At 39.9% G+C, this 12,425-nt stretch carries 13 protein-coding genes; 4 read left to right on the top strand and 9 right to left on the bottom strand.

Annotated elements, in window-relative coordinates:
- Nucleotide 1: 1 nt before the first annotated feature.
- On the top strand, nt 2-637 hold the full coding sequence (coq7, locus tag MST16_RS06755) for a 2-polyprenyl-3-methyl-6-methoxy-1,4-benzoquinone monooxygenase (protein WP_180004953.1): 636 nt from the start codon (nt 2-4) through the stop codon (nt 635-637).
- Nucleotides 638-706: 69 nt separating this feature from the next.
- On the opposite strand, the gene MST16_RS06750 is transcribed toward coq7, so the two are convergent.
- The 6 genes from MST16_RS06750 to MST16_RS06725 all read right to left on the bottom strand — a co-directional run bounded on the left by MST16_RS06750 (nt 707) and on the right by MST16_RS06725 (nt 5,161).
- Nucleotides 707-1,387, bottom strand: coding sequence for a hypothetical protein (locus MST16_RS06750; protein ID WP_180010355.1), 681 nt, complete (start codon nt 1,385-1,387; stop codon nt 707-709).
- Between the two features lie 77 nt (nt 1,388-1,464).
- On the bottom strand, nt 1,465-2,043 hold the full coding sequence (locus MST16_RS06745; RefSeq protein ID WP_257220684.1) for a DedA family protein: 579 nt from the start codon (nt 2,041-2,043) through the stop codon (nt 1,465-1,467).
- A gap of 162 nt (nt 2,044-2,205) precedes the next feature.
- Nucleotides 2,206-2,655: a 2-amino-4-hydroxy-6-hydroxymethyldihydropteridine diphosphokinase gene (locus tag MST16_RS06740; RefSeq protein WP_111884984.1), complete on the bottom strand. Its 450-nt coding sequence runs from the start codon at nt 2,653-2,655 to the stop codon at nt 2,206-2,208.
- Nucleotides 2,612-2,992: a dihydroneopterin aldolase gene (gene folB / locus MST16_RS06735; RefSeq protein WP_111884985.1), complete on the bottom strand. Its 381-nt coding sequence runs from the start codon at nt 2,990-2,992 to the stop codon at nt 2,612-2,614. The genes MST16_RS06740 and folB overlap by 44 nt, the downstream gene beginning before the upstream one ends.
- Nucleotides 2,993-3,075: 83 nt before the next feature.
- Entirely contained in the window at nt 3,076-4,374 is a 1,299-nt protein-coding gene (locus MST16_RS06730) for an AarF/ABC1/UbiB kinase family protein (protein WP_078193949.1), read from the bottom strand.
- 58 nt (nt 4,375-4,432) lie between these two features.
- Complete coding sequence (locus MST16_RS06725; protein WP_180092079.1) at nt 4,433-5,161, bottom strand: HesA/MoeB/ThiF family protein; 729 nt, start codon at nt 5,159-5,161, stop codon at nt 4,433-4,435.
- A 659-nt stretch (nt 5,162-5,820) separates the two neighbouring features.
- On the opposite strand from MST16_RS06725, the gene MST16_RS06720 reads away from it, so the two are divergent.
- Nucleotides 5,821-6,336, top strand: a complete 516-nt coding sequence (locus tag MST16_RS06720) for a pyridoxamine 5'-phosphate oxidase family protein (protein WP_180010356.1) — start codon at nt 5,821-5,823, stop codon at nt 6,334-6,336.
- 162 nt (nt 6,337-6,498) lie between these two features.
- On the opposite strand, the gene MST16_RS06715 is transcribed toward MST16_RS06720, so the two are convergent.
- The 3 genes from MST16_RS06715 to MST16_RS06705 form a co-directional block, all read right to left on the bottom strand.
- Nucleotides 6,499-8,142 carry an AMP-binding protein gene (locus MST16_RS06715; RefSeq protein ID WP_180010357.1) on the bottom strand — a complete coding sequence of 548 codons (1,644 nt, stop codon included), beginning with the start codon at nt 8,140-8,142 and terminating at the stop codon, nt 6,499-6,501.
- Between the two features lie 310 nt (nt 8,143-8,452).
- Nucleotides 8,453-9,589 carry an acyl-CoA dehydrogenase family protein gene (locus MST16_RS06710; protein WP_180010358.1) on the bottom strand — a complete coding sequence of 379 codons (1,137 nt, stop codon included), beginning with the start codon at nt 9,587-9,589 and terminating at the stop codon, nt 8,453-8,455.
- Nucleotides 9,590-9,907: 318 nt separating this feature from the next.
- Nucleotides 9,908-10,678 carry a 3-hydroxyacyl-CoA dehydrogenase gene (locus MST16_RS06705; protein WP_078188564.1) on the bottom strand — a complete coding sequence of 257 codons (771 nt, stop codon included), beginning with the start codon at nt 10,676-10,678 and terminating at the stop codon, nt 9,908-9,910.
- A 141-nt stretch (nt 10,679-10,819) separates the two neighbouring features.
- Here MST16_RS06705 and MST16_RS06700 point away from each other — a divergent pair, with 141 nt between their 5' ends.
- Nucleotides 10,820-11,854 (top strand): AraC family transcriptional regulator, encoded by a 1,035-nt coding sequence (locus tag MST16_RS06700; RefSeq protein WP_180010359.1) that lies wholly within the window; start codon nt 10,820-10,822, stop codon nt 11,852-11,854.
- Between the two features lie 200 nt (nt 11,855-12,054).
- Complete coding sequence (locus MST16_RS06695; protein ID WP_078188566.1) at nt 12,055-12,408, top strand: hypothetical protein; 354 nt, start codon at nt 12,055-12,057, stop codon at nt 12,406-12,408.
- Nucleotides 12,409-12,425: the final 17 nt, after the last annotated feature.

Raw genomic sequence — 12,425 nt, 5'->3', positions numbered from 1 at the left:
CATGCGTCAATTTACAGGTGTCGACAAACTTATTCACTCATTTGATCAGGCCTTACGTAGTTTAGTTCCCGGAGCAACGGCTGCACATCGTGAAAATCCGTCTGTTGCTGAAAAGACTCAACTTGCAGTCAGTGAAGCACGTCATGTGGCGGGTCTAATGCGTGTCAACCATAGTGGTGAAGTTTGTGCCCAAGCGCTTTATCATGGCCAAGCACTCACCGCTAAACTGCCAAATGTCCGCCGTGAAATGGAACACGCTGCGATTGAAGAACAAGATCATTTGGCTTGGTGTGAAGACCGCTTAAAAGAATTAGACAGCCATACTAGTCTGCTCAACCCTGTTTGGTACGGCCTTTCTTTTGGGATGGGTGCATTGGCAGGTATTGCCGGTGATAAATACAGCTTAGGTTTTGTCGCTGAAACTGAGCGCCAAGTGAGCCTGCATTTAGAAGATCACATCCGCCAACTTCCTGAACAAGACGAACGTTCACGTAAAATTTTAGTGCAAATGAATGAAGATGAGCTGCATCACCGTGATACAGCACTCAATGCAGGTGGTGTAGACCTTCCTGTTCCAGTTCGTATTGCCATGACTGGTATTTCAAAGCTGATGACCAAAACCAGTTATTACATTTAATGCTTTTCTAATGATTGTCGCTAAGTTCTATAAATAGTGAAAAAAAAGCCTGCAATGATGCAGGCTTTTTTATGAGAAATCTTTTGACTTTAATACAATAATTCCTTCGCCATCAAAACAGTTTATAGGCTGCCATCGACTTGGTGTAAACCAATCAAAATTCAAACTATAACGTTGTGCAGTGGACGGATAACCTGCTCCACCTAACTCAAGCAGCCATCCTGCCGGACAAATTTCCTTTTGGTTATTCATCATAACGGTTTGATCATGTGCCAACTCAAGCAATAAATGACGATGCAGCTCAAATGCAATAACATCAAATCCAGCTATTTGAATCGGCTGTGGAAAACGAGCCGATGTCAAACCTTGACGAATATCAGTCATCTGTTCCAGAGTATAATCGGTTTCAAATGATCGGTTAATCCACGTGCCTTCAGGCAGTACAACCTCTCCAAAGTTTAAAGGTTCCTGCAACTGTATATGAATTTTCTTTTGATGCTGCAACTCTGCATAGTCAGAAATAAGATCTGAAATCACGAACAATCCAAGCGTTACTGCAACAAATAAAGGGAAAAACAATACGCCAGATAAGCCAATTTTAAGTGCCGCATTTACTTTATATGGTCGATTTTTTTGCTTTTTATACCAATTATTCCAACTCAACCAAATCGCAATGACAATAAATAGCACCAAAATCGCAAAGCAAATAATAAGGAAACCTCCCGCACCCGCACCATAACCTAAGCCCATATTGCTCTCACTAAATATCCCTTTAAATCTTTTAATTATGTTTTGACGACTTTATCAGATCAAACACTTGCACTTTATCAATGTTGATGATGCTTACGCCACCACTTCAACACCGTATAGAGCACACGGAAGAATACGATACATAAAATAACGGCAATAACGATGTAAATATCTTGATGATAAGGCAGCATTTTCGCCCAAAATAGATGTAAATAATGACTGATTTGGAAGCCAATCGTTGCGACTAACATCGCCCAAATAAAACAGGCAACTAGATTAATCAGCACATATTTCCAAACAGGATAAGCACGCACACCGACTGCAATAGGTAAAATAGTTCTAAAACCCCAAGCAAAGCGCATAAATAAAATGGTCAAAATAGGATAACGTTCAATAAACTGGCTCGCACGATCGAATTTTTGTGCAAATTCTGCATTCGACTGGATAAGTTTTTGCCCATAGCGAGCGCCCATTTGATAATAAAACTGATCGCCAATAAAACTGCCCAACATCGCCACTGCAATCAACATTGGAAAATGAAGTATGTGTTGATGGACGGCATAGGCGCCAATCATCAGCACTGTTTCTCCCTCAAACAATGTGCCAATAAAAATCGCAATATAGCCATAATGCTGAATCAGATCAGTCCAGTTCATATCATTATTTTGAAGCTAAAAAAGATAATGTAATCCTGCGACAGCCTATACGCTAGCGCATACCATGACAGGATTTGAATATTTTTGTTATTGTTTATCTAGCATAGTTAGGTCAGTTTGAAATACCACTCATGTGCATTGAAAACATTGCGTTTCATTCGCTCAATCCACTAAAACTTTTTGACAACTCACCATAGGAAATTGATGTGCTGGATGTTCAAACATCTCATTTTTCCAAATATCGAACATTGGAATTTTAACATCGAGTGCTAATGGCAGTTTTTTCGGATTAAATTGCATGTGCGCTAAGCCTTCGCCCCACGCGATCAGATCTAGATCCAAAGCGATATTATGAGACGGACGAACACGACCTGAGTCTGCTTCCATTTTTTTCAGTAAGGTGCTGATTTCATCTACAGATAAACTGCTTTTCACCAAACAAGCTGCATTCCAATAATCCGCCCCAATGCCATCACGACAAGGAATCACATAAATTTTGGAAAATTCAGCATGACCCAAAGCCTGAATTTGACGTAAAGCCAGTTGAAAATGCGGTTTGGGATTGAAATTACTCGCCAGAGCTAGGGCGAAAATCGTTTCGGTGGCGTTCAAGACGAATTCCTACAGAATTGGCTTGCGCGATAATGGCAGGCTTCCGGATGGTAATCATAATAGATTCAATACTGTCATAGGTAGCGAAAAGTGCATCAATCACCAGTTTTGCTGCATGTTCGATCAATTTAGGTTGAGCAGTTTGAATGACTTTGGCTGATATTTCGCAAATTTCAGCATAATTCAAGGTATCTTCAAGCTCATCTGACTGAGCCGCCTGCGCTAAACTGGTTTGAATATTGAGGTCGAGCATCAAAGGCTGAATAATTTGACGCTCCCAATTGAAACAGCCGACTACAGTTTCAACTTTCAAACCTTCAATGATAATTGCGTCCATTCTTACACTCAAAATAAAATCTTAAACATCGATAAAATCCTCCTGTTTAAGCAAGAGGATTTTATTTATATCTTGCGGCTAAATTATTGCTTCAACAATAAATTAGGATCCATAGTCTGCACCATCTGAATACGCTGGTCTGCATAAATATCGGTATATGGCGCAAGGATGCGCATAAAGCGATCGAAGTACAACATTTGTTTGAATAATAAAGCGAAGTCACGTGGGAAGCGAATACCATGACGCTCTCCGACTTGTACCATATCCATCATGATGTCATTCAAATCGGCAGGATTCGAGGTTAATAACTCTTGCGGATCGGCCAAAAGCACACCGCTAAATAAGCGCTCTAAGTCGGCAGCTAAGACTTGTGTGTCAATTTTGACAGCCGTCATGCCCATTTTCAGCATATTTTCAGCCATCAAGTTGTAGTCAGTTTTTTGTAGGGCATCCATAAACGCAATACATGCTGTCCACACTTCAGGTTTCAACTGGCCCACGATACCAAAATCGATGAAGCCTACTCGACCATCTTCTAGCAGCATCAGGTTGCCTGCATGTAAGTCTGCATGGAAACTGTTACATAACATCAAGCTGCCAAACCATGTATTCATCGCTGTCACCAAAACTTGCGATGGATCTTTAGCGACTTTCTTGACCACGTCAAAATCGGTCAATGGCACGCCGTATAAACGTTCCATGGTTAAGACACGACGTGTTGAATATTGGTGATAAACCTTTGGTGCTGTTGCGGCTTTGTTTTGAGTTACGTTCAGATAATTCACAAAGTCGTCAAGATTTTGAGCTTCTTCAATAAAGTCCACCTCACGTACCATGCGAACTTTAATTTCTTCAACGATATCTGCAAGTGAAGCAAATTTGACTTTGGGTACAGCTTTTTCGACCAGTTTAGTAGCCCAATGTAAGACGTTTAAATCTGTATAGAGAATCGTCTCGACACCCGGTTTTTGCACCTTAATAACAACATTTTCACCACTGACCAATTTAGCGGCATGCACCTGTGCAATCGATGCAGAAGCTAAAGGCTTTTCATCAATTGAAGCAAATATTTCATCTAAATTACGCCCAGCAAATTCTGAAGCCAATACCTGCTGCACATAACTAAACGGCAATGAAGGTGTCTGATCTAAACAGCCTTGGAACTCTTCGACATATTCACGTGGAAATAAAGAAGGTGTACTGGCAATAAATTGACCCAATTTAATATAGGTTGAACCCAGTGATTCAAAAGTTTCACGCATGAGTTTTGCGTTACTTGGTTTTTCAGTTGCATATTTAAAACCGGCTTTAGCCGCGACCACTGCTGTTTCACCCATTCGGGCAACCGAGCGAATTCCATCTAACCAGATATTGTTTTTCATAATGTCTTAGAAAAAAATAATTAACGTGAGTGTAGCAAAAAAATAAGGGCTTGCTGCTTTATCTTGCCTGACAGATTGGACAATCGGGATCTTTTTCAAAAGCGAGAATTTTTTGTTTCATTGACCGACCATCCCACAACAAAAGCTTTTGTTTCAGTGCTGTCGTCCCCAAACCCAAATAGAGCAAGGCATGATGTGCTTGCAAACTTGCCATAACATTTGGTGTAGTTGCAAGTACACCCGAGTCTGCACAGCGTAAACTTTCACTGGTATGATGTTCTTTTGGAAATAAACATTCATAACAGGCAGCATCGGCTTCAACCATAAATAACTGCCCTTGAAAGCCAATTGCAGAAGCACTAATCAGCGCCACATTATTTTCTACGCAGCTCACATTGACCAAATAACGCGTGCTGAAATTATCACAACCATCGAGAACCAAATCTTGCTGTGAAATCAATGTCTTTGCGTTGCTTTCATCTAATTTTGTGGTATAGCTTTGCACTCGGATATACGGGTTAATTACTTTTAAGCGTTTAGCCAAAATTTCTGATTTATAAAAACCTACGTCATTTTTGGTATACGCGATTTGTCGTTGCAAATTACTGATTTCAATTCGATCTGCATCGATTAAAGTAATTTGTCCGACGCCTGCACGTGCCAATAATTCGGCTGTGGTACACCCAATTCCACCACACCCTACGATGAGTACATTGGCAAGTTTTAGCTTCTCTTGTGCATCGATGTCCCATCCATCAAGCAATATTTGACGGCTGTATAAATGCATTTCATCATCACTTAATTCAAATTCAGAAGTTGATTCATTCGATTTAAACGTAGACAAAGTATTCCTTATTAAAATTCGTCAAGCATGAAAAATGGGCGAGTTTATATCGCACGCAAAAGATAAAAACACCGATATCCATCAAATGTTGTTCGAGTACAAACCCGAAACAGTGTAAAAACACCCTGCTATTTGAGCAAGACAATATACAGCTTAAAGTTAAAATAAATGCTCTGTAGACATGGTATTTTTCTTAGTTAGCGTATCTTCAATTACACTATTTAAAATACAGTATCTCAGACACCTTAGTATGTAGAAACATCATAGAGGTATAGCGTATACATGTTTTAAAAATAATAAATAAAAAATATAGTATATTTTTAAACATATTTAGTTGCACTAGAGCTGCTTACATTAGGTTCATTTTAATGATTCTTTTCTACCTTAGCCTCAAAAAATAAAACTTAATTCAAGACATTTTAAGCGTTTATGTATGCAAAGAGATTTAATCCGTAGGTATATGTATGAATTCAGTGAGAATTAAATTGCTGACACAATATGTTAGATAAACTTATGAGCTAACACACATTATTCAAATACTTTGTGCTCAGTCATATTTACCCCTTTACCCCAAAGTGATTACTTAAAAGTGGAGAATAAAAATGTCACAAGAATACGTTGAACAAGATCAGCGACAAAAATTATGGAAACTCATTAAAGACGTGCGTTTCACCATGATTAGCCATGTCACTGACAAGCAAGAAATTCATTCTCAACCTATGACCATGCTTAATTCTGATAAGATGAATGAGCATGAAAATATCTATTTTCTTATGAAAGAAAACAATGACCTTGTAGAGGCAGTCAATGCAGGTCGTAATCATCTTGGATTAGCATTCGCTAAACCTTCAGACGATATTTATGTATCAATTAGTGCTCATGGAGAAATCAGTACAGATGCGGCCCTAATCGATAAATTATGGAATCCTTGGGCTGAAAACTGGTTCGATGGCAAGACTGATCCTACTGTTCGCGTTTTGATAGCTAATCCTATTAGTGCAGAATTCTGGAATGTCAAAGACAATAAAGTCACCCATTTATTCAAAGTTTTGAAGGGCAATTTAACGGGTAAAACTCAAGAACTTGATACTGAACATAATACCCTGAACTTAAAATAAATGATTTTATAGATTTGAATGAATGCTTTAATTTTAGGTTAATTTGGATTGTCCCATAGTTAGTCAAGTGCATATATGATCTCGAATGAATGGTTTTACCAGCTCAAACATCAATTTAAAAAAGGCTGCATCAAGCAGCCTTTTTTGCGTATATAAATTGACTCAACTGACCTTTTGAATTAATTGCGCTTTGGCCACTTCTTGTTGCTTCAACAAGTTACGTTGGATTTTTCCACTCGATGTTTTAGGCAACCCATCCACAAATTCAATTTCTTTTGGATAAGCATGCTTGGATAAACGAGATCGTACATAGGCTTGTAGTTTATCCATGAGTTCTGAACTTGCTTGATATTGTGGTTTCAATACCACAAAAGCTTTAACCAATTCAGTTCGCTCAGGATCAGGCTTACCAACAACTGCCGACTCTAAAACCTCTTCACATTCTAATAATGTGCTTTCCACATCGAAAGGCCCAACACGATAGCCTGACGTTGTAATGACATCGTCTGCACGACCTACAAAATCAATGCCGCCTTCTTCGTTTAAACGAACGGTATCACCGGTTAAATAGTAGTTCCCGACAAAGGCTTTACGGTTATTGCCACCATAGCCTGTGAACCACATGAGTGGAGATTGCGACCAGTCTAATGCCAATGTTCCAATGCCACCACGTTCAATTTCTTGATAGTCTTTATTAAGCACCGCGAAACGATGGCCCGGTATAGCAAAACCGGCTGAACCCACTTTTTTGTAGTGTTCTAAAGCATGATGATTTGCAATCACCATGCCGAGTTCCGTTTGTCCATATTGGTCATAAATATTGACGTTTAAGTCGTGATTAAACCATTGAATCACTTCAGGCGTTAGCGGCTCACCTGCGCTACTCACAACCCGTAAATGTGATTTTATGGATGCGTCAAATTTTTCTTTGAAGCCAAAGAACATACGAAAAGCCGTTGGAGAACCGGTCAAATTACTGACTTTATATTTTTTGATGACTTGAAGTGCATGATCAACACTAAAAGCCCGTTCATCCATAATAATGCTGTGTCCTAAACTTAATGGCCCTGCAATTCCATAGTACAAACCATAAGCCCAACCCGGATCTGCCAAATTCCAAAATGAATCTTCTTCACGCAAATCAACTGCATGTGTCATATACCCTTTAAATGCCAACAACGCTTTGTGTGGCACAGGGACAGACTTGGCTAAACCGGTCGTCCCTGAGGTAAACATCATTAAAAATTCATCATCAAATGAACGCGGTACTGAGTTAAATGTGGTGTCATGAAGTTGCAGCTCTGACCAAAAGTCAGGATCTGTCTGAATTGCTTGATCGGCATGTACAGTTAAAATATGCGGTAAATCAATATGATTGAGTTTTGAGCGTTGCTCGGTGTTGGTTACAATCAGCTTTGTTCCCGCTGTTTGCACCCGATGTTCAATCGCTTTGGACTCAAATGCCGTAAACAAAGGCTGATAAATTGCCCCTATACGCCATGTTGCCAATACGGTGATCAACAACTCTGCTGTGCGAGGTAAAAGACCTGCAATGCAATCACCTGCTTTCAGTCCAATGCGTTGATAATAATTTGCCAATTGTGCAGATGCTAAATCTAATTGCTCAAAAGTCCATTGCTCAGATTCACCATTTTTACCTTCCCAGATCAGTGCAGTTCGATTTTGCCCAACATAGCGCCCACAACATTCATCATAAGCATTGATTGATTTTGGCGTACCGACCAATTGTTCTGTAACCATCTTTTCAAAATTAAAATCACGATATGCTTGTTCTAGTGTCTTCATGACGACAATTCCTATCCTGTTCTCTATGATTCAAAGTGCAATACTTTGAGGTTTATTAATCTTGTTGTTGTACCGCTGCGTAACCGTGACGAATCCTTTGCCACATCCGCTTTTACTGCTTTTCTATACACCGATTGCAATGTCGGTTTTTTAGTTTTGAAACTTATACTCTTCGACAATCTATTCGTAAATTACCTATTCTTAGACTGTCTATACCTAGATAACCATGTTTGGATGTGCCCTGCAATTTCCATAACCATCAACGCCATTGCAGGGTTTGAACATCGACTAAAGTCTATTTTTTAACCTTTCACCCTTTGGTGACTTCACGTGCAATCACCAGCCGCTGAATGTCCGATGCACCTTCATAGATTTGACTGACACGCACATCACGATAAATTCGTTCTACTGGGAAATCAGATACATAACCATAGCCCCCATGGATCTGAATCGCATCTGAACACACCCGTTCAGCCATCGTCGATGCAAAAAGTTTCGCCATCGAGGCTTCTTTTAAACATGGAAAACCTGCATCTTTTAACGTCGCTGCATGGAAAATCAATTGGCGAGCCGCCTCAATTTGGGTAGCCATATCCGCGAGGCGAAATGCCACGGCCTGATGCTGTACAATCTCTACGCCGAATGCCTTGCGTTCATTGGCATATTCAACGGCTGCATCTAATGCCGCACGGGCCATACCCACAGACTGTGCTGCAATACCAATTCGACCTGACTCTAAGTTCGATAAGGCAATTTTATAGCCTTCACCCTCTTGACCTAAAAGACTGTCTGTAGGAATACGACAGTCATCTAAAACAATCGTTGCTGTATCGGAACAATGCTGACCCATTTTGTCTTCTAAACGCGTTACGATATAACCCGGCGCATCCGTTGGTACTAAAAAGCACGAAATCCCTTTTTTACCTGCAGACTTATCCGTTACCGCAAAAACCAAGGCTACTTGGGCATGTTTTCCTGTGGTAATAAATTGCTTGGTGCCATTTAACACCCACTCGTCACCATCACGCTCCGCTTTACATTCCAACGCACTCGCATCTGAACCCACTTGTGGTTCTGTTAAGCAAAAACATCCCAACCATTCGCCTGTGGCTAATTTTTTTAAGTATTTTTCTTTTTGTGCTTCTGTACCATAACGCTGCGTGATGCCACATGGCAGTGAGTTTTGTACGCTAACAATTGTGGAAATCGCACCATCGCCAGCAGCAATTTCTTCTAAGGCAACAACCAAAGACACATAGTCTAAACCTGCACCACCCCATTCATCCGAAACCGTCATGCCTAAAGCACCTAGCTCACCAAGTTCCTTTAGCTCTTGTGCAGGAAATGCTGCCGTTTTGTCACGCTCTGCTGCCGTTGGTTTCAGTTTTTCTTGCGAATAGCTTCGCATCATGTCCTGAACCATTTTTTGTTCATCATTTAAAATCATGAGACTTCCTTTTCTAAATCTTTTATAGCGCGTATAGCTTTAAATTTTGGATAACTGCGGAATTAAAAATACTTTGGCTGTATAAAGCAAAGTTGGATACACGACGACGTCATTTGCAACTGTCTGAGGCAGGACGCCATTAATCTCTAATGTTTGTGTAATCTGTAAATCAATAAATACTTGATGACGAGTTTTACAAATGACTATGGTTTTGGTTACTTTTGCCGAAACAAAAGTAACGAGATGAGCTACTGTCAACGAAGTTATTCTCGATCAGACTCCGTCGTAGAAGCCAGAATAAGCAGTTTTAATAAATAACTATTTAGGCTGCATACGAATCGCGCCATCAAGACGAATCACTTCGCCATTGAGATAGGCATTTTCAAAAATATGCGTCACTAATTTTGCAAACTCTTGTGGTTTTGCTAAACGTGGTGGGAAAGGCACCATTTGCCCCAAAGCATCTTGTACATTTTGTGCTAAGCCTTTGAGCATCGGCGTTTCCATAATACCCGGAGCAATGGTCATCACACGGATTGATTCACGTGCAAGCTCACGTGCAAGAGGTAATGTCATTGCAACCACTGCCCCTTTAGATGCTGCATAAGCCGACTGACCAATTTGACCATCGAAAGCCGCAACCGACGCCGTATTCACAATCACGCCACGCTCTTCTTCACCCGCTTTTAATTCATATTTAGCAATCAGTTGTGCCGCATAGCGCAGCATATTGAATGTGCCTGAAACATTAATATTTAATACTTTTTGGAACATCGCCAAATCATGTAATCCGTCACGACCTAAAACTTTTGCAGAGGGTGCGATACCTGCGCAGTTCACTAAGCCATTAAGTTGACCAAATTCCGCTTCAACTTGTGCAAAGAAAGCGCCGACCGCTTGTTCATCGGTAACATCCAATTGAACAAATTTGGCATGATCACCCAGTTGACGTTGCATCGCTTCGCCATGCTCATGATTCATATCCACAATAATCACTTTTGCACCCAGGCCAATCAGATGTGTTGCTGTCGCAGCGCCTAGTCCTGATGCACCACCTGTCACAACAAAAACTTTTCCTTTAATGTCCATAGCATTTCCCTATTTACGATGTCTTGTTTTAAATTCGACTTAAGATGCAGAGTAAACAGAGAATTTATTCAGTACAATTTCCAAATGTTGCATCTTTTCTGATGTATTTGGACAATTCTGAACAAGGACCTATCTGCACAAATGCCGAAGCATGGACTCGAATACAGTAAAGGGACGATTTCTATCGACTTGGTGCATGAAGCATTACACGATGCGCAACAAAAGCACTTTGATATTTCTGCTATTTTACAAAAGGCGGGTATTCCCTCTGAGTTACTGCTATCGCGTAAAACCAGAGTTTCTGTTTCTCAATATGCGGCTTTATGGACTCATCTTGCAGATGTGATGGATGATGAATTTTTTGGCATGGATCGGCATGCCATGCGACGTGGTAGTTTTAAACTACTTTCGAAAATGGTCATGCACAACAGCACCTTGGGGGATGCACTTAAGCAAATCCTACAATTTTTAAATCTGGTTTTAGATGACTTGCATAGTGATTTAACCATTGAAGATCACTTTGCTTATATCGTGATCTATGACCAACAAGCGCTTAAACGCATGTTCAGCTATGCAACATATTTGATGCTCATCCACACGCTACTGTGCTGGCTAAGTGGACAACGGATTTTATTAAACCAAATCCAATTTAAATGTGATGCACCTATTGATGATCACGACTACAAAGTTCGCTTCTGTGAAAATATTCATTACCAAGCCAGTCAAAACTACATACAGCTCGATGCCAGTTATTTAAGTCTACCAATCAAGCAAAACACACGTTCGTGGTATCAATTCTTACAACAAACACCTGAAAACCTTTTGGTACGCTTTAAAAACCCGTATGCGCTCAGCAGCCAAATTCGTAAACAACTGTTAGACGTTCCTCCTGCTGAATGGTTAGAGTTTTATGAGTTGGCGGTCAAAATGAATATGTCGGAAGCCACGATGCATCGCCGTCTTAAAAGTGAAGGTGTGAGTTATCAACAACTCAAAAATGATATCCGACGAGATACCGCCATCGATTTTTTAACCCATACCGATAAAAGCTTACAAGATATCAGTGAAGAACTAAATTTTCATGATCCGAGTGCTTTTCATCGGGCTTTTAAAAAATGGACAGGTGTCAGTCCTGGTGCATATCGACAAAATAATGCGCCTGAATTCAAGGCCTAAAATTTGATATTCGCTATTTATAAATTGAATATTCATCTAATTAATAGAAAATCAATAACTTAAAAATATTCAATAAATAGACTGACCATTCATCCTTGAACGATTGCTACTTTAGTCTAATTAGGTTATTTTTCACTCAATTTAAAGCACTTTGCTTATTTATTTTCCAATTCTCCTGCATCTCCTTGAAAGGCTTTCCTATGCTTAAGATGATTGATGTTCTTGAACAACAACTTGTTCAAAACTTTTCAGATTCTCTTTTCACTCAGATTGACGCAATTGATGAACTGTTTCATGAACAGCTTAAAACTGTCGCAGATATCGATTTGCAAAATTTGATCTCACAATTTTTTAGCACTGAAAATGCAGTTGAAGTTGCTCATGCACTGGATATCCAAGCGGATGACATTGAAGCAATTCAAGCAGGTGCAAATCTAAAAGATGAAAATTTAGTGAATGCAACTGCAAAAATTATTGCTTACTGTCTTGCAGTAGAAACAGCAGCTTTAGAACAAGTTGAAGTTTTCGATAGCTTACAAGACTACCCAATGTAAGTATTGATCGAATATCA

This window comes from Acinetobacter sp. YH16040_T (genome assembly GCF_024605785.1).
Lineage (GTDB): Bacteria > Pseudomonadota > Gammaproteobacteria > Pseudomonadales > Moraxellaceae > Acinetobacter > Acinetobacter amyesii.
The sequence above is the reverse complement of the archived record's forward strand: the minus strand, read 5'-3'. Positions and strand labels throughout refer to the sequence as shown.